The sequence below is a fragment of the Pseudoxanthomonas gei genome, from assembly GCF_010119615.1.
Classification (GTDB): Bacteria; Pseudomonadota; Gammaproteobacteria; order Xanthomonadales; family Xanthomonadaceae; genus Pseudoxanthomonas_A; species Pseudoxanthomonas_A gei.
In genome coordinates, this window is the sequence record NZ_QOVG01000001.1 from 356952 (window position 1) to 375367 (window position 18416).

Below are 18416 nucleotides of genomic sequence, written 5' to 3' on the forward strand. Positions count from 1 at the left end.
GTCACGCGGCACTCGCGTTGCACCGCCGCCCGGGAGAACAACCATGCTCAAGAAACTGCTGTTATGCCTGCTGCTGTGCCCTGCCCCGTTGCTGGCTGAAGCGCAGGACTACGTGGACCTGGAACAACGCCTCAGCGCCGCGCAGCTGCATGCCACCGGCCTGGACAACCTGTCGCCAGCGCAGCTCGCGTTGTTGAACCAGCTGTTGCGCGGGCAGGCAGCCGATGCGCCGGAAACAGGCAATGGACCGCCCCGCCAGGAATACGCGTCGGGCCGCGGCGCCTCGTCCCTGGTCGGCTACAACGACCAGCCCGTGCGCAGCCGGGTCAAAGGCCCCGTCAGCGGATGGCAACCGGGTACCGAGTTCGCCCTCGAAAACGGCCAGGTGTGGAAGGTGCTCAAAGGCAGCATGACATTGCGCAAGCCATTCGAATCGCCCGAGATCGTGGTCGTGCCGGGCATCGCGGGCCGCTGGTTCCTGCAGGTCGACGAAGACCTGCCGAAGGCACGCGTGTATCGGATCGACTGAGCGGGCAACAGGCAACAGGCAACAGGCAACACGCAACAGGCAACAGTGCCACGGCGACACAAGCCGCTCGCCAGCATGGCTGCCGCGTCGGCCAGGCTTCACTCCGCCGCGACTATCAACACCAGGTCATCGGGATCGTTGGCGTTGGTCCACACCACTGCATAGCGTTGCGATTGCTGCGCGAACGCCCAGTTGCGGAATTCACCGATTACAGATTCGGGCGTGCAATCGCTGCGGCTGGCGAACTCGGCCAGGGTCATGCTGCAGCATCGCCTGTCGCCCAACCCGGTGGTCCAATAACCAGCCTCCAGGCCGGCCAGCCACCGGAAATCGGTCACGTCTGGGTGAAATCCAGGATATGCGCCGCGAGTTCCTCGGTGTCGGCGAACAGGTAGGCCAGTGGCACCTGGAGCACCGTCGCCAGGTCGGCGGCGGTCTGTATATCGCTCTTGGAAGTCTGCTGTTCGTAGCGGTTGACGCGTACGCCACCGGTGGCCTTGCCCAGGCCGAGAAGCCCGCCGAGCTGTCGCTGAGACAATCCACGCATTTCGCGTGCCTGCTTCAGGCGTTGCGAAAAGATGAGTGACGCATTCGGTTTTGTGTGCAATTCGCGGGTTCGGAAACCTTGACCGTCCGAATCATGCCCATCCTGAAAAGGTGTCACCAGACTATACGCACTTCGTAGTGGGATTCCCTACCTCCGGTCAGTGGGTCATAAAGCGGTTCATGGAACGCTTTTACTACTACGTAATGGCAAATGGCCCGAACTGGGAAGTGCGTTCATCGGGGCAATTCGACCTGCAATTGCATGAAACGCAGCAACTCGCATGCCTTGCCGCTGCAACGGCGGCAAGACTGAAATTCGCAGACAGCGGCATCCTGACCGGCGTGCGCATACAGGCCAGCAACCACACATGGCGGCAACTGGATCTGCTTGAATCAGGTGAATTGCGCGAACAACCCGCGTCAATGTGAGCCTGCTGAAGAATAAGGGCGCCGCAAGGCATCCGGCCCGTGGCTGCCATTGGCCTGGCTGCCGGCAGCGTATCGCCTGCAAGGGGCCATGAGCCTTCACCACCTGGGCTATTCAGGCACTCCCGTTTTCCGGGGCGTGCCAGCCACCGTCTTTGCATGGACAATGCGCGGGCGCCACGCCCCGTGTCGCGAGCCAACATGGAACGATCACCACGCATGCGAACCTTCGTACTCAGGGCACGGGCGGCCCCTACCGAGAGCCACAAACTGCTGGCGTCAATCGGCCACGATGCCCACTCGGAAATCCTGGCGCATACGCTGATGAACGCGATCTTCGTCGCCCAGTCGCATCGCCCCGACGTGATCGTCTACCTGGTACTGGAAAGCACGCAGGATTTCTCGCGCACGATCCGTTTCGAGGTCAACGCCATGCATGAGATCGGCGGCTTCGACGAGCGCGCGTTGCTGGGCAAGGTCGCCAAGGCGCTGGACGCCTCGCGCGGCATGGGCAAGGAGGAAACGCGCCCGGTGGAATCGGGCGTAACCGTGCAGACCGTGGCCTTCGAGCGACTGGTGCAGACGCTGGCCGAGGACCACCCGCTGTTCCTGATGGATCCCAAGGGCACGCCGATCGGCGAGCAGGCGTTCGCAGGCAATCCCTGCTTCCTGCTCACCGACCACATCCCCATGCCGAAGAAAATCGTCCCCAGCCTGGAACGCATGGGCGCGAAGAAGATCACCCTGGGACCGACGATGCTGTTCGCCTCGCAATGCGTGGTGTTGATCCATCACGCGCTGGACCAGCGCTGACACGGGGCGCTTGGATTCCGCAGAGCGGGTCTTGACCCGCTTCCGGCAGCAACCGGCAAAGCCAAAGGCGCTCAGGCGCACTGGTCACCGATTACGCGCATGCACGCAAGGCGGGTCAAGACCTGTCCTGCGCACTTGCTGGACCCGGGTTGACCAGCTTCGCTGCTGGAAACAGCCTGGCTCTCCGCCCAGGCTGCCTGCTTATCTCCTGCGCCGCGTTACTTCACCTCATCGAACAGATACTCGTGCTGGCCATCGCGCACGACCAGCTTGCGCGTGCCGTCCTTGTCGGCGCGGACGAACAGGAAGCCCAGCGCCACCGGGTCGATGGTGACGAAGCCCAGGCTGCCGTCGGGTTGCGGCATGGTCGCCACTTCCGAACTGAAGGCGCCGACATCGAAGGACACCTTGTCGTCCTTGCGCGTCACCAGCAATTCGCCCAGCGCATCGTTGTGGTAACGCGAGGCCAGCCCGGCCAGCGCCTGCTTGTCGCCCGGCACCTGCAGCAGCTTGCGGAAGGCATCGAAGCCTTCGCGATTGGCCTTGGAAGCGGCCTTCGCGGTGGCCTCGGCCTGCGCCTCGCCGTCGAACATCAGTTCCATGAGCCGGCGCTTCAGCGGACCGCGCAGGTTCACGCCTTCATCGGCGTTGGTCAGGATCACCGCGCCGACCTTCTGCTCGGGCCACCACATCATGTTGGAATGGAAACCGCCCATGTCGCCGCCGTGGTCGACCACGGTGACGCCATCGCTCTTGTCGACCGCCAGGGCCATCGCGTACTGGCGGTCCACGCCGGTCGCGATCTGCGGCTCGCGGCGCTGCAGCAGCGCGGCCTCGCCGATGTAGCGGCTGCCGTCGGGCAACAGGCCGTGGTCGATCTCCATCTGCACGTATTTCAGCAGGTCGTTGACCGAACTCCAGGCCGCGCCGGCCGGACGCGATGAAACGATGGTGTCGTTCAGGCCCATGCCCATCACTTCGACCTTGTGGTCGATGTCATAGCCGTGCGGCGCGGCATAGTCGCCGGTCTGCGCTTTTGCATAGTCGAACGTGGTGTTGCGCATGCCCAGTGGATCGAACACCAGCGCCTGCATGGCCCGGTCGTAGCCGGCGCCCAGCTCGGTGCCCGGATAGGCCACCTGGCCGCCAATGAAGCCGGCAGCGGCCGCCATCGGGTTGGAGTACTGGAACAGTTCGCCGAAGCCGCTGGTCGGTTGCATGGTGCCCAGCGTGGCCATCACCGTCGCCGGCGTCTGCTTCTCGCCCTCGAACAGCCATTCGAAATCCTGGCGCGGCACGCCTGTGCAGGCGCAGACCAGATGCTTGACCAGCACCTTCCCGGTGGTGGCCGCATCGCCCAGCTTGAATGCCGGATAGACGCTTGCCGCCGGCGCGCTCCAGTCCAGTTTGCCGGCGTCCACCAGCTTGGCCAGCATCAGCGTGGTCAGCGCCTTGGTGTTGGAGGCGATCATGAAGCGGGTGTCGCCTTCGACCTTGTCGGGCTTGCCCAGCTCACGCACGCCGAAGCCCTGCGACATCACCACCTTGCCGTCCTGGACGATGCCGATGGCCACGCCCGGCACCTCGAACTCCTCGCGCATCTCTTCGACGAAAGCGGCAACCTGCTGCAGGCGGGCCTGGTCAAGCTTGTGCGCAGTGCGACCGGCGAAGCTTTCGCGCGTATAACCGCCCGGCTGCAGGCGCTGCGACAGCTTGCCGAACTGCGAGCCACGCTTCTCGGCAATGGCCTGGTCCACGTCGATCACCATCGCGGTCCATTCCTTGCCCTTGCGCAGGGCGCGCGCGCCGACTGCGCGCTTGTCGTTGGCGGCCACGTCGTAATCGTAGAAGCGGCGTGCGTCCCAGCCATCCTTGGGCGCGGCATCGCTGGCCACCAGGAATTTCGGGGTCATGCCCAGCACGGTCCAGGCCTCGGCCACCGCCGCGTCGGCCGTGGCTGCCTTCGCATCGACGATGGCCACGCGCGAGCCATCGGCCTCGGGCGGCATCACCAGCACCGCGTTGCCCTGCACGCGCTGGGTCCAGCCACCGGGCAGGATGAAGGTGGTGCCACGCGGCGTCTTCGAAGGCGTGTCGGCCGCGGCGTCGGCAGGCGCTGCTGCTGCCTCTCCGGCGGCATGGGCAGGCAAGACGGCGAAGGGTGAAGCGAGCAGCAGGGCCAGCACCAGCGGATGGACGGAGGGACGCATGCGGAATCTCCAGTGGAAGGACGGCGCAGGATGCGCAGAACTCCTGCCAGGTACGCAAGTGCTGGGCGTCACAGGCCAGCCGCGGGCCCAACGCACTGCGCCGGCATATGGCTGGTTTGCAGGACAGGCGCAGTTCGACGCAGGTCAACCGGCATGATCGGCCACGCCGGCTGGCGTCGCGCGCCTGCTACGTCTAAGCCGGAACCTGCCTGGATTGTTGCACTGCGCTGTCGATTTCCCGCGCACCCGTACGTCGACAGGGCAACACACACTCCAGCGCAAGGAGAAGCCTCAATGAGAAAACTCATCGTCGCCGCAATGACCAGCCTCGACGGCGTGATCCAGGCACCGGGCGGCCCCGACGAGGACACCGGTGGCGGCTTCGCCCATGGCGGCTGGGCTTGGCCCTATGCCGACGACAGCGAAGACGCGATGGGTGGTGCGTTCAAGCGCCCCTTCGAGCTGCTGCTGGGTCGCCGCACCTACGACATCTTCGCCGGCTACTGGCCGCACGTGCCCAAGGGTGCCCCGCACCAGGACATCGCCGACCTGTTCAACGGCGTGGCCAAGCACGTGGCTACCCATCATCCGGACACGCTGGCCTGGCACAACAGCCATGCGCTGGGCGCCGACCCCGGCGCCGCGCTGCGCGAACTCAAGCGTGGCGAAGGCGCCGACCTGCTGACCCAGGGCAGCAGCGAACTGGTGCACCAGCTGCTGGCCACCGACCTGGTCGACGAACTGCGCCTGCTCATCTACCCCATCCTGCTGGGCCGCGGCAAACGCCTGTTCGATGACCGCGCGCAGGCGTCGGCATTCCGGCTGCAGGAATCCAGGACCGCCTCCACCGGCGTGCTGATCACCCGCTACGTCCGCGATGGCGAGGTGCGAACGGGATCATTCGAATCGTAGGGCGGGTCTTGACCCGCCTTCCGGCACCCCGCGTCAAAGCGTAGGAGCGCCCGCGAAACCCCTGCATTGCTTGCCGCCGCAGAAGGCGGGTCAAGACCCGCCCTACGCCATCCCATCTGGCCTGGCCGCGACAAAGGCCTGTTTGATAGCCATAGACTACGTTCGCGATGGCGACGTACGGAACGGATTATTTGACTCGTAGGGCGGGTCTTGACCCGCCTTCCGGCAATCCCCTGCCCAGTCGGCCGGAAGCAGCCCCGCTGCCACATGGCGATGGAATGAGGAATGCGGCCAATCCGCCACCCGGACGACATGGCCATGCTTTTTTGCGGATTGGCATGCACGTAGTCCACGCACTGCCGCAGATGCGATTCATCGCGCATCAGGCGCTCCCAGTAGCGGCGCTGCCAGATGCCGCGCTCGGACTTCTCCTGGCGTCGCTCCGAAAGGCGTTCGCCTGAATCAATCGAGCGGGAAAAATAGCTCTTGATATGCCGCCAACGGGCTCCGTTGTCGGCGTCACCTTCAGGCAGCCGCCACACGCAATGCAGGTGGTCGGGCAGGACTACCCAGGCCAACAGGAAACAAGGCCTTGCGGCGCGGGCGACACGGAAGGATTCGCGCAGCAAGCCAATGTGATCCACAAGCAGTGTGCGCCTGCGTTCCAGCGGTTGACTGTAAAGGCATAGGTCCCTCCCGGCACCCGCACGCTTCGGTAATTCGGCATGCAGGGAAGATCCTCCCTGCGCCGTCTGCGCACCATCGGCCAATGCCGCGCATCACCATCGGAATATTGCTGACCGGTACCGCCCACGCAGCGCACGTCCTGGCTGGACTTTTCCATCAAGGCACAGGGATCCAGCGCGAGCGATCCCGGAATGGCGGGCCGCCACGGAAGGCGGGCCAAGACCCGCCCTACATTGGCTCGCTCATCGTGCGACGCCCAAACCGCACGCATCACCCCATCGCCGCGCCGTAAAATCTTGCGGCCTGTGCGTTGAAATAGAAAATGCCCAGCCGGAAGCCCGCGTCCTGGAGCGCATCCTGCATCTCCACGCACAGGAATGCAGCGCCGACCGTGGAGCGAATGGCAAGCAGGCCCCGATCCCAGATCGCTTGCCGCTCTGCCACGGGACAGTTCACGCACTCCACCCAAAGCAGGTCCACCAGCTTCTGCAGCGAGCGTTCCAGTTGGGATCCGGTGCTACTCGGCATGGCCGCTTCCTCCGGCAGGCGACGGGCGCTCAGCCCGTTGCGACACCCATCCGTTTCCAGGTGGCCCTTACGATGGCCATGGCGTCGGCCCACTGCAGCTGGTCGCGCTCGTGCAGGCTGGTGTAGCGCCGTCGCAACATCGGCACCAGTTCCGGCAGTTGCTCGTGGTGGTGGATGAGGTAGGTGTCGTAGCCGAACTTGAAAGTAGGCACGTAAGTATCGAAAGGCAGGTGGGCATGGAAGAACCTGCGATGCGGATAGCAGCTTTTCCAGTAGACGAGTTCGGCGGCTATATCCAACACCATCCCCGGCGCCAGGCGATGGACACGCTCTTCTGAGAACAGCGGATACGACATTTGGCGAGGCCAATGGCGCCGCCCTGATTGCAGCGGCTATGCCTCTTGTACTCCTAATTGGCGCACGTGCCGCTCTGATTTACTTGCTGCGTGCATGGGACCGACCAACGGCCATCGGAATGCGTAAAAGCCCCATTTTTGAGGCAAAAACACTACAGCTGCTGAAGTGGTACGCATGCAGGCGGGAGTTTTCGCGGTGTGCATGCGCGCATTTGCAAGCGTCCACTTTCCCGATTGCGGAAACCGACATGCACGACGAAACAGGAGTGGCATGGACGCGATCGCCTCGTTGCCGTGGCCGATAGGCGTGGTGCTGGGACTCATCGCCTACTGCTGCATCCGCCAGCCCAACCGGCGGAGCGGCCAAGGGTTTTTCCTGGCTGCTCGCAATTCCCGAAATGCCGCGGCACAGCTGCAGCGTGATGCCAACGCAACTGGCGTTAACAGGCAATGGCGAGCCCAAGGCTCGTCAACCTGCAGTCCAAAGCGCCCCGGGTTGACCAGCTGTTGAAGCCGCTGTTCCTGCCCGGCCTGCGTCGTTACGCCGGCATCGGCACGGCCCGCATCAATCCTTGACCAGTCCCCCGTCTACCACCAGGTTCTGGCCGGTGATCGCGCGGGCCCAGGGTGAGGCGAAGAACAACACCGCATCGGCGAACTCTTCCGGCGTGGTCACGCGCCGCAGCGGGGTGGCCTGGGCAATCAGGTCGAAGACCGCTTCCGGCGTGGCGGCGCTGGCGTCGGTGGTCCGCAGCAGGCCGCCGGAGACCATGTTGACGGTGATGCCGTCGGGCCCCAGGTCGGCGGCCATGGTGCGCGTCAACGACATCAGCGCGGCTTTCGAAGCGGTGTAGTCGTGGTACGGCACCACCGGGTTCTGCACCAGGTTGGTCCCGATGTTGATGACCCGCCCGTTGCCCTGGGTGCGCATGCCGGGGACGGCTGCCTTCAGGGTGTTGAGTGCGGCGCGCACGCTTCCTTCGAACTGGCGCTCGAAGCGCTCCCAGGCGATGATCTCGCCCTGCGGGCGTGCATCGCCATCGAATGCGAAATCGACCAGCGCATTGTTGACCACGGTGGTCACCGCACTGCCGAAGTGGGCCTGCGCGGTGGCGACCATGGCAGCCACCGCGTCGGGGTCGGTCACGTCCGCCTGTACAGCAAGCGCGCGTCCGGCCGCCTGTTGCTCGATGGCGAGTGCGGCCTCACGGCTGTTGCGGTAATTGACCACTACGCGCGCGCCCTCGCGCAGGAATGCACGGCTGATCGCAGCGCCCAGCCCACGCGCACCTCCGGTGACCAGTACCACCTGTTCGTTCAACGCCAGCGCATTCGACATCCGGTTCTCCATTGAAGGCAAATCAGGTCCGCGGGCGCGCATGCGCGTGCCGGAGGAAGATGGATGGCGCCAGAGCACCCCCGGGTGCGCTTCGCTTACCCGGGCTACTCCGGGCTCGTGGCCCGCCTTGCGCGCGTTATTCCGCCAACACCTTGACCAGGTCGAACAGGTAGTCGCGCCCGGTATAGACCGAGCGCACTTCCAAGCGTTCGTCGAGCCCATGGACTCCGTTGCCATCGGGATCGCCCCACGGGCCCGGCACGCCATAGGTGGGAATCCCCACCGCCGACAGATACAGGCCATCGGTGGCGCCAGTGGACATGGACGGGATCACCGGCACGCCGGGGAAGTACGTCGCGCTCAGCTTTTCCATCGGGCCGATGAGGGCCGGGTCCAGCGCGGGCGACTTGGCCAGTGGCTTGTCCTTGCGTGCCAGCTCGAAGGAGATGTCGGGATTGCCGACGACCTTGACCAATGCGTCCTTGATCTCCGCTGGCGTATGGCCCGGGAAGATGCGGCAGTTGACGTTCGCACCGGTTCGCTGCGGCAGCGCGTTGACCGCGTGGCCGCCGTCGATCATGGTCCCCACGCAGGTGGTGCGCAGCATGGAGTGGAAGGCCTTGTCGGTGTTGACCACCGCCGCCGCCCTGGCGTCGCCCGGATCCTTGGCCAGCGCCACCATCGCCGCCCCCAGCGGGTCCTTGCGCGCGGCACCGGCGCGCTCGAAGAACACGCGGGTGGTGTCGCTGAATTCGGCCGGGAACTCGTGGTCGCGGATCTTCAACAGCGCCTCGGACATGGCGTAGATGGCGTTGTCACGCACGGGCTGCGAGCTGTGTCCACCCGGATTGGTCGCGACCAGCCTGTAGTCCTGGTAGATCTTCTCGCCGACCTGGATCGACTGCGCGACGATGTGGCCCTTGCCGTCGGTGTCGCCGCCGCCACCCTCGTTGAGCGCGAAGGCCGCGTCGATCAGGTCGCGCTTGTGGTTGGCCAGGTACTGCGCGCCATTGAACGCGGTGTCGGTTTCCTCGCCGCAGGTGAGCGCGATCTTGACGGTCCGGGCCGGCTTGTAGCCGTCCTGCTTGAAGCGCACCAGGGTGTCGGCCCAGGTCGCGGCCATCATCTTGTCGTCGGAGATGCCGCGTGCGTAGTAGTAGCCGTTTTCCTCGATCAGCTTGTACGGGTCGCGCACCCAGTCGGCGCGATTGGCCGCCACCACGTCGATATGCGCCAGCAGCAACACCGGCTTGAGCGTGGCCGAGGTACCCGGATAGACGGCGACAATGCCGCCCTCCTTCGGGTGCTCGGGCACGGAGAACAGGGTGATCTGGTCGTCGGCAAACCCCGCCGCCTTGAGGCGCGTTGCGATCTGTGCGGCCGCCCTGGTGCAGTCACCGCTGGTGACCGAGGTGTCGGTTTCAACCAGTTCCTTGTAGAGCGCGAAGAACTGTTGCTGGTCGGGACGCAGTTCGCCCATCTTGCCGGTCGGCACCTGTGCCATCCCCGGCCCCGCCACCAGCGCTGCCATGGCCAATGCAAGCATTTGTAATTTCATGGATCTTTCCTTTGAAGAAATGAAATACCAGCCTGCATTCGACGATCCCGGCCGGGCGCACCACGTGTACCGATAGTAGCGCGCATGCAGAACCGCAGGGCAGGTCGTGTCGGGGCAATGTGCCAGGTGTGTTGCATCGCCGCCTCATTGGCAACGCAGGCAAGTCCGGGCGACGTTTGCATGCGGGTCGGGTCAACCACCACGTCGCGCGCCGCGGCAGGAGGAAATGAATGACCCGCCTTGCGTGCAATGCGATTGGCCGGTGCATGAGCGTGCGCGCGTTGAAAAACCATGACCGGCATTTCGCCGCTGGAGCGCACCCATGGCTGAACGCATCCGCTTTCCCGGTAATGCCGGCAACCCCGCCATCACCGGCGAACTGCCGGTGAATCCTTTCGACCCCGAACAGCTGCGCCAGGTGCTGCTGCTCAACGAAGCGGTGCTGGTGTCGTTCTCCGCCTCGCCCAATCCGCGAGCGCCCTGGGACTGGTCCACGCTGTCCTGGAACATCACCATGCCCACCACGGTAATTCCCGGCGTGCATGTCGAAGTCACCCTGTTTGGCGAAGGTGAGCAGGTGGTGCAACCGCAAGGCAGTCGCCCTGCCAAGCCCTATGGCGACACCACCTACACACTGGTGCTGCGGACCCCGCTGGCCGCGCGGCAACTGGGAAAGGTGGACCTGGCGATCGACTTCGGCAGCTGCTTTGAACTGCCCCAGCGCATAGACGAGGTGCGCGAGATGATCCAGGCCGAGGTCAAGCGGTCATTTCCAAGTACCGGCAAGGTCACACTGCGCGACCAGGGCATCGAGGTCGATTTCGGCATCAACAGCTTCGTCATCGACATTCCGCTGACCACCGACGTACCCAACTGGTTCGACGCGGACATCGACCTGACGGTGGGCTTCCAGGTGTTCCCGGTCGATGGCCGCGTGGGTGCCAGCTACAGTTTCGCAAAGACCACGGTGTCGTTCGGTGCAGCGTCGGCCATTCTTTCCGGCGGTTGTTCGGTGGCGGTGGCCAAGGCATTGGAAGAGCAGTCGGATGGGTTCTTCGATGGCTTCATCGGCCCGGCCATCGCCCGCCAGATCCGCGAAAAAGTGCGGCTCGGCATGAATACCGCGCTTGCCGCCTTCAACAATGGCCGCACGCCACCCTACAAGGTGCACGACTTCACCCTGACGGAGTCCAACCTGCTGGTCCGCATCTGCCCGGTGAGCGCGCCACCCCAGCCCTCAGACCACGGCGGCGTGGGCGGTGGCGAGGTTGAACCCGCGCACGCGTAGTCCTGCGCAAGTAGCCCGGTGCGGTGCGTCTAGCCGGGCTACGCTGCCTACGCCGGGTACGTAGGATGGGTCGAGCCGAAGGCGATACCCATCGGCACGCGGCACCAAACAACGATGGGTAGACCAGCTTCGCTGTTGAAAGCCTCTGCGCTCCACCCATCCTACGGGGCTACGCTGACTTCAGCGGCGCGTGTTAGACGAACCCTTCTTCGATAAGCCTGACGCCTTCGCGCGCAACTTCATGTCGTTGACCCGATCCTCCGAGAACCCGCGACCAGCTTTCGATGACAAGCCGCGTGTCATCTCCCTGCCCCTCACCCCAATAGCTGAAGCCACCGTACATGCCAGGCACGGGAAACCATGTCGCGTCGGCCCGGGTTGGCAGAGGAAACGTCAGCCGGGGCAATGGCACTGCGGATTCCAACTTGAATTCATCGATGCGCCGACGGATCGTCTTGTGCAAGCCTGCCTGCAAACGACTGAGGTCTACCCGCTGGTCCTGCGCGTCAATTGCGGAAGCGGAAAACAAGGCATCGAAGACTTCAGCAATCGAGGCGAGTTTGCGGAATCGACTCTTTGGCACGTTTCGGAGGTCGGGGCGCGCCGCCTTGATTCCGCTTGCGTTCCCTTTGGTGTGCTTCGCAATCTTGAAATCGAGTATTGGAGGGAGCGGCTGACCGGCGTCGTTGCCAAAGAAAAGAAAGGGGCCCAACTCCAGTGTCTCGTTGTCGAACTGAATCCAGACGACGCAGCCGGATGGTTTCTGCGCAAGCCCCAAGTGGATCTTCTGGCTGCTGGCTGCCGCCTCGCGGTGGGAGGTCTTCAGCTGGATGTGACGTACTACACCACTGCGCTCGATGATGACATCGTAGCCACGGCTATCCACCTCTGGCTTAGCAACCTCCAGCGAGCACTCGCCCCTCAACCATGAGGTCCGCAGCAACTCCCCCACGAACAGATGCTCGACCAGCTTCTCGCGGAACGATGAAAACCTGAAGTGCTGATCCATGGACTATTCCTTTGCTATTGAGCGTCTTGCGGATTGCAACTTGGAAACAAGGTGGGCGGTCGCACAGATCGACAAGCTTCTCTCCATGCCAACCCAATCAAAAAGCACGTCGGATGGGTGGAGAAGAACGCGATATCCATCAGCACGCGGCGCCCAAGCAACGATGGGTAGACCAGCTTCGCTGTTGAAAGCCGCTGCGCTCCACCCTTCCTACGGAGCTTAGCGCCCTTCCATCAGCGCTTCTTCGTATCGCCTGTCGTTCTCTTCCAGGATGCGCATGGACTCGGCGTTCTTGCGCTGCCATTCGCGCAGCGCCGTGTCCTGCTGTTGCGCCGAGATCTCTGGCGGTTGAGGACGTTGCCGCTCCACGTTGATTACGACAGGCCTTTGCACTGGCGGGGGCATTGGGACAGAGGCTGGCTTCGGGCGAGTGACCACTGCGGGCGCGTTGACCGACTTTTCGATTGTCTTTCGAAAATAACCAGGCACGCACTGGACCAGGATGACGAGTGCAATGATCCCGACCCCAAGCCTTACGAGGGGCTCAAGCGAGGGCTTCTTATTGAGTTGACCGCTTACTGGCCTTCTCGCTGTCTTGTCCTGGCCCAGGCAGTCAGGTCGCCGGGTGCGATCCAGATCGGCTGGGCTTGTACTTGTTTCGGGCAGAGGACCGAGCATGGCGCGAAGCGCGTCGCCATCTATGAGCTGCACATGCCCTTCGCGTGCGGCAGCATCCTTCGCAGCCTGGGTGAACTCACCACTGGTGATGACTATGGCGCCAGTAGCATTCTGGTTGATCTTGAGACCAAGCAGTTCGTGCACGGCATTGTGTGGAACCTGCTTGGCATTCCAGTGTTTGCACTGGATCAGTACGTATTCTCCGCCCCTGCGCAGCTTCAGGTCGACGCCGCCATCGAAGCGGCTACGGCTGGCGCCCGTTCCCACATGGTCGACACTCCAGCCTTGCCGCCGGTAGTGGTCAGCCAGCATCTTCTCCAGCTGCTTCCAGTCAACGCGCGTCAAGGCATCATCGCGGCGATTGCGTACGTTCTTCAGTCCGTTCATTCCGTCCCCACGGCGAATGATGGGAGTAGCGCATAACCGTAGGGCGGGTCTTGACCCGCCTTCCTTGGTCGCAAGCGCACCACGGGTGGCGCGCAATAGTTCCGGATGCGTTGATGAGATCTGCCGGAAGGCGGGTCAAGACCCGCCCTACTAACACTCCTCAGACGGCAAACGTTTCGGGCCAGAGGAAATAGGCGCCGAAGCGGGGGCTCATGCGGAACTCGCCTCCGGCCTGCTTGCCTTTGTCGGTGAGGTGGGGTTTGCCGGACTTCAGTTCCAGGTGGCCGTTCTCCAGCAACTGGTCTGTCAGCGCGGCGGTCTTCAGCCCCAGCTTACGGGCCAGTTTGGAGGTGGTGAGCTTGCCGCCGGCATCGCCCTCCTCCGTGCCTGCTTCCTCCTGCTCCTCCGGCTTCTGTTCGGTTGCCGTGTCTACCCGCTCCATGGAAATACGGACTTCTTCGCTGATGCGGATGATGCGCGAGGCTTCTTCGTAGGCATCCCGGTACAGCTCGCTGTCTTCGGAACGACGGATGAGGATGCCCATCTCGTTGTTGTTGACCTGGCTGAACTCGTAGAGGTTTAGGCTGGTGATGATGCACAGCTCTTCGTTGAGGTAGCACTTGGCATGCAGATTCTTGCAGAAGCTGGTGCGGATGTAGGTCTGCTCGCGCAGCCAGCTGATCTCGGCCGGCTGCAGCTCGCTCTTGCCGTAGACCATGCGCACGTCGATCTTGAGGCGGTTCTTGTCGGCCAGGAGTTCTTTCACCCGGTCGTTGATCTTCAGATAGGGGCTGATCAGGATCAGCCGGTCCTTTGCGTCCTTGATCAGCTCTTCCAGAAAGTAGTTGGTGGCGCTGGTGTTGAGGAACTTGGCCAAAAGATGTCCTTTCTTAATTTATTGGAGCAACGCTGCCTGCACAACCCATAGTGTCCAGGCGCTTCCGGAAGGCGGGTCAAGACCCGCTCTAAACACTTCAGGAGCCTCCGGAACTAACCCGCCTTACGAGCGATCAGGTCGCCTTCGGTTTCATCATGGCGCTTGACCTAGATAACAGTATCTACGCTGGTACAAACCCGCCCTCCGTAATTGACGTGCCCTCTGTGATTGACCCGCTTACGCGGCGGCCTTTGCGAGGTAAAAAGATCCTAAACATTCATTGCAGCCTATCCTGCCGCCCTAGTTTGACTGCGTAAACGTTCGACTGCCTGCCGTATAGCGTCTTCGCTAGGCGCTTGTGATCCCCACTCTCTCCAGAAGTCGCGGGTTGCGCTATCGGGCGCTATAGCGGGCATATCTAGCTTGATACGGGACGGCAGTAGCACTGCGTCGCCGAGCATTAAAGCCTCACCAGTATCTAGCAAAGGTAAAATGCTCGTAAGGCCAGACAGCGAATCGGGCATCAGCCTCTTGATGACACCTTGATCGGTCTCGTTAGTCAATCGCAGCGATAGAAAATTGTTGCACTGACTCAGAATTGTTTTACTTACGTCGGAAGGTCGCTGACTGACGACCAACAATGAAAAGCCGTACTTCCGCCCCTCTTTTGCAATTCTTTCAAAAGCTCCTAAGGCTTGTCGTTGAACTGCATCAGCATCGTCACGAACCGGAAGATACAGATGTGCCTCATCACAAAGTAACGTCACTGGCGTGCGTCGCTCTTGGACCATCCAGAACTGAATATCGTAAAGCAACCTTGCGAGGGTCCCGGTAACAACAGGGAGAACATCTGAAGGCACTTCCGAGAAATCAATTATCTTTATTCCATGACCTCCGTTCGCACCGAGTAACCGAACAAGCTGACTTGCGAGCCAGTCATAGCTCAGAGCCTGCGCTGGAGGTGAAAACATAAAGCCATACCTGCGATCGCTAAGCTTCGTATCCAATCGCGACAGAAACCGAGTTAGCTTGCCCTCCCACTCACCGACTTTCTCGCCTTTACCATCAGCACGCATTGCCTTGTCGGTATTGTCTTTCTCGAGAAGCTTAACCAAATCATCAATTGAATATGGAATTGGCGAATCGACCGTGAATGTTTTAGCCACTTCCAGCTGATTTTCAACCTTCAATGTTTGCTCTTTTAGACTTCTCACGTGATGCGTAAATCGCGAGGCTTGGTTTGGTGCATTCTGATCACTTCGATCCACTATCATGGATAGCATCTCGTCGCGATTCAGAAGCCAATAAGGCAGGAAGAGCACATCATCACTGGGTTTTTCTAAATCCCCAGGCCCCGCTATCCTCACCCGAGTTGCAAATCCTTTCTTTGCAGGATCTGCAAGTGGCGCGTACTCGCCATGCATGTCAAATACTAAAATATTTGGATATTTAAGTTTAGATGCTCGCTCGAGTATCAATGCCACCGCATAGCTCTTTCCCGAACCTGTACTTCCGAGAATGGCTGCATGTCGCTGGAAGAATTTATCACCACTAGCGATGGCATCTGCAGTCCTATCAGCGACAAATGAGCCCAGCTTCAATCTTTCGTTCTCGGGATATTCCGCCCCTAACGTGCTCATGAATCTCTGCAGATTTCCGGCCTCAATGACATAACACTCACGATCAATTTGAGGAAAGCTGTCAGCGCCTCGCTTGAATGTATTCTTTTTTTCGCCGTCAACAGTTCGGAACGTACCTACTAACGCACCTCGAACCAGATCGGTTGGTACGGCTTCGAGAAGAATATCCTCCTCCCCGATAGGGAGTTCTGTCGGCAGGTCATCACGAAGACTCCTTGTTACCCGCTCAGTAATCGCAATCAAGAACTCTCGCTCAGTACTTCCTCGGATGGCGATTAAATTTCCAATCCCAATTCGCGTTAGGAGGACCGAGTTTGAAACATCGATCGTTACGCGACTAGTATCAACTGACACGACTTTTCCGAGCAAATCTTCCTTCTCGAACTGAAGCGCTGCGGGCACGTCATTCATGGCTCAAAAACCTCCGTGACAAAATATTTAACATCCCATAATTTCAGTTTCGGCAAAAAAATATGGTTGCGATCAATTATTACTCGACTGCCTTCGACGCCATCTCTAAATTCACGATCAATGGCCATTACGTTCCCATACTTACTGGCGAGATCCTTAGCCGAATTTGATAGTTCGTACGTTAAAAGCAGCGTGGGCTTGCCGCCTCGTATCGCGGGAGACAAATGAGTCTCCAGATGATCATCATTGAATCCATATCCGATGATCAGAAAGCGGCTCGCGCGATCTATGGCGTCATTTGCCCGTGCTCGATGCTGATCAAATGGGCTTTCATATCCATTGCGAAACTTGTTCTGTCCAGGCGTAATAATTAGTCTGGCAGCACTTTTCAGCTCGCCTTGATAACTTACGGGCACCCCGTTTCGCAAATACCAATCGAGGCTTCCATGGGGCTTGTAGACGAGCGCCCGAGTTTTGTACTGAAGTATTACTCTTGGTTTCTTATACGTCGCATTTCGACAAAAGCTTAAATGACTCTCCCGCTCATTAAGCGATCCAGCAAATCGGCCCGAGAACATCGTATCCACTCCGAGGCCCGCCTCCTCAACCGCGACCTCAATTAGCCGATCATAGTTGGTAGTAATAATTGGCAGCCCGGAGAAGGGTTTCAGCATGTGTGCTAGCAGCGGAGTAAGGCGCAGAGTCCGCCTCCCTTCGAACACCTCCGAGATTACCGAGCGCTCAGCCTCCGCAAAAAATACACCTGTCTCGGCGGAGATAGCGGCTTCTAAACGTTGCGACGGTGCCTTCTGAAGCAGCGCCGCCTCTAGACCCTTCTCTTGTATAAGCGCAACTATTTCATTCCAATCCTGTGCTTCATTGGATTCGGCAACGATGGTCTGGCACAGATGTGCCGCCAGGTCGCGCATTCCCGGCAAACCCTCTGCACACGAAAGTCCTGAGCCGACCACCAAGATGAGCCCATCGCTAAGGTGGGCCTGCAGCCGTGTCTTCAGTTCATGCAGCTCCATGAAAACTTACCTCCTAACTCAATGCATGTCTGTCTAGGGCTTCTACGCCATCTCGCAACCATTCCTAAATTTCCGACCGCTCCTCAAACTTCCCCTCCGACAACGCTCCCTCGCTCTACAGCCACCTGAACCGCCGCAGCTGCTGTGCAGGGCACTCGTCCTCGGCCGATGAAGTCGTACTCGCGCAACAACTGGCCGGAGCGCGGACTCTAGTTCCCGGATCAGGCGCGGACAGTGACATTACCGATCGCCTGCACACTCCACCTCTTGCAGACCAGCATCCACAACGTGATGCGCCCGAACCAGCGCGCCACTCAGCGCGACCCGATTACCAGCTACCAGCACGACAACCTGGCTGGACCTGCGCCCGCATAGCTCACCGCTACCCATCCCCCGCCCGACCACTTCCACCACAGGCTCGCATTGCGTAGCCACTAGCTGCGCCCTGGCAGTGACTGCCGGTAGCAGCTGATCTGCGTGTAGGGCACCGAAAGGGAACGGCGTCCCGCACCGTCCTCCAGCGAGTACTGCACCTCGTCTTCCCCCAACACGTACCGGATACGGTTCGAATGACGGCTCTGCTTCATTTCCACGGATAGCTCCCCAGCTTCGTTGGAATTCGTGCACGAGGCACGGTGCCCTACAGCGGGGACACGCGACGGCTCCCCCCGCCGGAGCTTGGCCTGTTTTGATGTCCGTGGACCGGATTGGCGGCCTCTGCCGTCTAGGAATAATTCTTGGGGGTATACGCGTCGCGTGGTGGTGACGCCGTCCGGCCCGGGTGTCGCCAGCGCGCGGACGACGGCGAACACGACTGGCGGCGTCACGGGGCTGGGAGGCCATCCAAGCTCACGAAGACTTCGTGCCGGGTCGGCGACCCGGAACGTGGGGTCGCCGAGCCCACGCGTGGGGTTGCGAAGCCCGCGCGTGGGCTCGGCAAGCCGGAGCGCGGGGTTGCGGAGTCGGCACGCGGGGTCGCGGACCTCACGCGCGGGGTTGCGGAGCCGGCGCGCGGGGTCGCGGACCTGACACGCGGGGTCGCGGACCCCGCACGTGGGGTTGCCGAGCCGGAACGCCAGGTCACGGAGCCCGCGCGCGGAGTTGCAGAGCCCGAGCTTCGGATGTGGCGTGGGTGCGCTTGCGTTGTGGGCTGGGTCCCGGCGTTCGCCGGGATGACGGTGTTAGTTGTGG

Annotated in this window: 20 protein-coding genes; 6 read left to right on the forward strand and 14 right to left on the reverse strand. The window is 61.5% G+C overall.

What is annotated here, in order from left to right:
• The first annotated feature begins 43 nt into the window (after positions 1-43).
• Positions 44-529 (forward strand): hypothetical protein, encoded by a 486-nt coding sequence (locus DT603_RS01585; RefSeq protein WP_162348090.1) that lies wholly within the window; start codon positions 44-46, stop codon positions 527-529.
• Between the two features lie 98 nt (positions 530-627).
• Here the strand turns inward: DT603_RS01585 and DT603_RS01590 are convergent, their stop codons facing one another.
• Positions 628-867, reverse strand: coding sequence for a hypothetical protein (locus DT603_RS01590; RefSeq protein ID WP_162348091.1), 240 nt, complete (start codon positions 865-867; stop codon positions 628-630).
• The gene (locus DT603_RS01595) at positions 864-1193 is read right to left on the reverse strand and encodes a helix-turn-helix domain-containing protein (protein ID WP_343037700.1); all 330 of its coding nucleotides are present in this window, start codon (positions 1191-1193) and stop codon (positions 864-866) included. The genes DT603_RS01590 and DT603_RS01595 overlap by 4 nt, the downstream gene beginning before the upstream one ends.
• 62 nt (positions 1194-1255) lie before the next feature.
• Between DT603_RS01595 and DT603_RS01600 the strand changes: the two genes are divergently transcribed.
• Together DT603_RS01600 and trmY are read left to right on the forward strand one after the other, a co-directional pair.
• On the forward strand, positions 1256-1504 hold the full coding sequence (locus tag DT603_RS01600) for a hypothetical protein (RefSeq protein ID WP_162348093.1): 249 nt from the start codon (positions 1256-1258) through the stop codon (positions 1502-1504).
• 216 nt (positions 1505-1720) lie between these two features.
• Positions 1721-2314, forward strand: coding sequence for a tRNA (pseudouridine(54)-N(1))-methyltransferase TrmY (gene trmY / locus DT603_RS01605; RefSeq protein ID WP_162348094.1), 594 nt, complete (start codon positions 1721-1723; stop codon positions 2312-2314).
• A gap of 218 nt (positions 2315-2532) precedes the next feature.
• Here trmY and DT603_RS01610 read toward each other — a convergent pair whose 3' ends face one another.
• Positions 2533-4524 (reverse strand): serine hydrolase domain-containing protein, encoded by a 1992-nt coding sequence (locus DT603_RS01610; RefSeq protein ID WP_162348095.1) that lies wholly within the window; start codon positions 4522-4524, stop codon positions 2533-2535.
• Positions 4525-4818: 294 nt separating this feature from the next.
• Between DT603_RS01610 and DT603_RS01615 the strand changes: the two genes are divergently transcribed.
• Positions 4819-5436, forward strand: coding sequence for a dihydrofolate reductase family protein (locus DT603_RS01615; protein WP_162348096.1), 618 nt, complete (start codon positions 4819-4821; stop codon positions 5434-5436).
• On the opposite strand, the gene DT603_RS16275 is transcribed toward DT603_RS01615, so the two are convergent.
• The 3 genes from DT603_RS16275 to DT603_RS01630 form a co-directional block, all read right to left on the reverse strand.
• Positions 5391-6080: an REP-associated tyrosine transposase gene (locus DT603_RS16275; protein WP_425500913.1), complete on the reverse strand. Its 690-nt coding sequence runs from the start codon at positions 6078-6080 to the stop codon at positions 5391-5393. The two genes, DT603_RS01615 and DT603_RS16275, sit on opposite strands and share 46 nt — an antisense overlap.
• Positions 6081-6393: 313 nt before the next feature.
• Positions 6394-6651, reverse strand: coding sequence for a hypothetical protein (locus tag DT603_RS01625; protein ID WP_162348097.1), 258 nt, complete (start codon positions 6649-6651; stop codon positions 6394-6396).
• Between the two features lie 29 nt (positions 6652-6680).
• Positions 6681-7007, reverse strand: coding sequence for a hypothetical protein (locus tag DT603_RS01630; protein WP_162348098.1), 327 nt, complete (start codon positions 7005-7007; stop codon positions 6681-6683).
• A 450-nt stretch (positions 7008-7457) separates the two neighbouring features.
• Between DT603_RS01630 and DT603_RS16180 the strand changes: the two genes are divergently transcribed.
• Entirely contained in the window at positions 7458-7583 is a 126-nt protein-coding gene (locus DT603_RS16180; protein ID WP_281350868.1) for a hypothetical protein, read from the forward strand.
• On the opposite strand, the gene DT603_RS01635 is transcribed toward DT603_RS16180, so the two are convergent.
• Together DT603_RS01635 and DT603_RS01640 are read right to left on the reverse strand one after the other, a co-directional pair.
• Positions 7573-8346: a 3-oxoacyl-ACP reductase gene (locus DT603_RS01635; protein ID WP_425500914.1), complete on the reverse strand. Its 774-nt coding sequence runs from the start codon at positions 8344-8346 to the stop codon at positions 7573-7575. The two genes, DT603_RS16180 and DT603_RS01635, sit on opposite strands and share 11 nt — an antisense overlap.
• A gap of 136 nt (positions 8347-8482) precedes the next feature.
• Positions 8483-9904: a M20/M25/M40 family metallo-hydrolase gene (locus DT603_RS01640; RefSeq protein ID WP_162348100.1), complete on the reverse strand. Its 1422-nt coding sequence runs from the start codon at positions 9902-9904 to the stop codon at positions 8483-8485.
• A 322-nt stretch (positions 9905-10226) separates the two neighbouring features.
• On the opposite strand from DT603_RS01640, the gene DT603_RS01645 reads away from it, so the two are divergent.
• Positions 10227-11192 (forward strand): hypothetical protein, encoded by a 966-nt coding sequence (locus DT603_RS01645; protein WP_162348101.1) that lies wholly within the window; start codon positions 10227-10229, stop codon positions 11190-11192.
• A gap of 193 nt (positions 11193-11385) precedes the next feature.
• Here the strand turns inward: DT603_RS01645 and DT603_RS15945 are convergent, their stop codons facing one another.
• From DT603_RS15945 to DT603_RS01675, 6 genes are all read right to left on the reverse strand, one after another.
• The gene (locus DT603_RS15945) at positions 11386-12201 is read right to left on the reverse strand and encodes a hypothetical protein (RefSeq protein ID WP_211368229.1); all 816 of its coding nucleotides are present in this window, start codon (positions 12199-12201) and stop codon (positions 11386-11388) included.
• Positions 12202-12420: 219 nt separating this feature from the next.
• Complete coding sequence (locus DT603_RS01655; RefSeq protein WP_162348102.1) at positions 12421-13266, reverse strand: restriction endonuclease; 846 nt, start codon at positions 13264-13266, stop codon at positions 12421-12423.
• Between the two features lie 160 nt (positions 13267-13426).
• On the reverse strand, positions 13427-14143 hold the full coding sequence (locus DT603_RS01660; RefSeq protein ID WP_162348103.1) for a phospholipase D family protein: 717 nt from the start codon (positions 14141-14143) through the stop codon (positions 13427-13429).
• Between the two features lie 287 nt (positions 14144-14430).
• Positions 14431-16194 carry an ATP-binding protein gene (locus tag DT603_RS01665; protein ID WP_162348104.1) on the reverse strand — a complete coding sequence of 588 codons (1764 nt, stop codon included), beginning with the start codon at positions 16192-16194 and terminating at the stop codon, positions 14431-14433.
• Complete coding sequence (locus tag DT603_RS01670; protein WP_162348105.1) at positions 16191-17225, reverse strand: SIR2 family protein; 1035 nt, start codon at positions 17223-17225, stop codon at positions 16191-16193. The genes DT603_RS01665 and DT603_RS01670 overlap by 4 nt, the downstream gene beginning before the upstream one ends.
• 434 nt (positions 17226-17659) lie before the next feature.
• The gene (locus tag DT603_RS01675) at positions 17660-17812 is read right to left on the reverse strand and encodes a hypothetical protein (protein ID WP_162348106.1); all 153 of its coding nucleotides are present in this window, start codon (positions 17810-17812) and stop codon (positions 17660-17662) included.
• Positions 17813-18416: the final 604 nt, after the last annotated feature.

What these genes read in the sequence shown, in the direction of transcription:
- DT603_RS01615 (WP_162348096.1), top strand. Translation starts at nt 4,819, where the DNA reads ATGAGAAAACTCATCGTCGCCGCAATGACCAGCCTCGACGGCGTGATC.
- DT603_RS15945 (WP_211368229.1), bottom strand. Translation starts at nt 12,201, where the DNA reads ATGGATCAGCACTTCAGGTTTTCATCGTTCCGCGAGAAGCTGGTCGAG.
- DT603_RS16180 (WP_281350868.1), top strand. Translation starts at nt 7,458, where the DNA reads ATGGCGAGCCCAAGGCTCGTCAACCTGCAGTCCAAAGCGCCCCGGGTT.
- DT603_RS01610 (WP_162348095.1), bottom strand. Translation starts at nt 4,524, where the DNA reads ATGCGTCCCTCCGTCCATCCGCTGGTGCTGGCCCTGCTGCTCGCTTCA.
- DT603_RS01665 (WP_162348104.1), bottom strand. Translation starts at nt 16,194, where the DNA reads ATGAATGACGTGCCCGCAGCGCTTCAGTTCGAGAAGGAAGATTTGCTC.
- DT603_RS01675 (WP_162348106.1), bottom strand. Translation starts at nt 17,812, where the DNA reads ATGAAGCAGAGCCGTCATTCGAACCGTATCCGGTACGTGTTGGGGGAA.
- DT603_RS01640 (WP_162348100.1), bottom strand. Translation starts at nt 9,904, where the DNA reads ATGAAATTACAAATGCTTGCATTGGCCATGGCAGCGCTGGTGGCGGGG.
- DT603_RS01600 (WP_162348093.1), top strand. Translation starts at nt 1,256, where the DNA reads ATGGAACGCTTTTACTACTACGTAATGGCAAATGGCCCGAACTGGGAA.
- DT603_RS01625 (WP_162348097.1), bottom strand. Translation starts at nt 6,651, where the DNA reads ATGCCGAGTAGCACCGGATCCCAACTGGAACGCTCGCTGCAGAAGCTG.
- DT603_RS01655 (WP_162348102.1), bottom strand. Translation starts at nt 13,266, where the DNA reads ATGAACGGACTGAAGAACGTACGCAATCGCCGCGATGATGCCTTGACG.
- DT603_RS01645 (WP_162348101.1), top strand. Translation starts at nt 10,227, where the DNA reads ATGGCTGAACGCATCCGCTTTCCCGGTAATGCCGGCAACCCCGCCATC.
- DT603_RS01670 (WP_162348105.1), bottom strand. Translation starts at nt 17,225, where the DNA reads ATGGAGCTGCATGAACTGAAGACACGGCTGCAGGCCCACCTTAGCGAT.
- DT603_RS01635 (WP_425500914.1), bottom strand. Translation starts at nt 8,346, where the DNA reads ATGTCGAATGCGCTGGCGTTGAACGAACAGGTGGTACTGGTCACCGGA.
- DT603_RS01585 (WP_162348090.1), top strand. Translation starts at nt 44, where the DNA reads ATGCTCAAGAAACTGCTGTTATGCCTGCTGCTGTGCCCTGCCCCGTTG.
- trmY (WP_162348094.1), top strand. Translation starts at nt 1,721, where the DNA reads ATGCGAACCTTCGTACTCAGGGCACGGGCGGCCCCTACCGAGAGCCAC.
- DT603_RS01630 (WP_162348098.1), bottom strand. Translation starts at nt 7,007, where the DNA reads ATGTCGTATCCGCTGTTCTCAGAAGAGCGTGTCCATCGCCTGGCGCCG.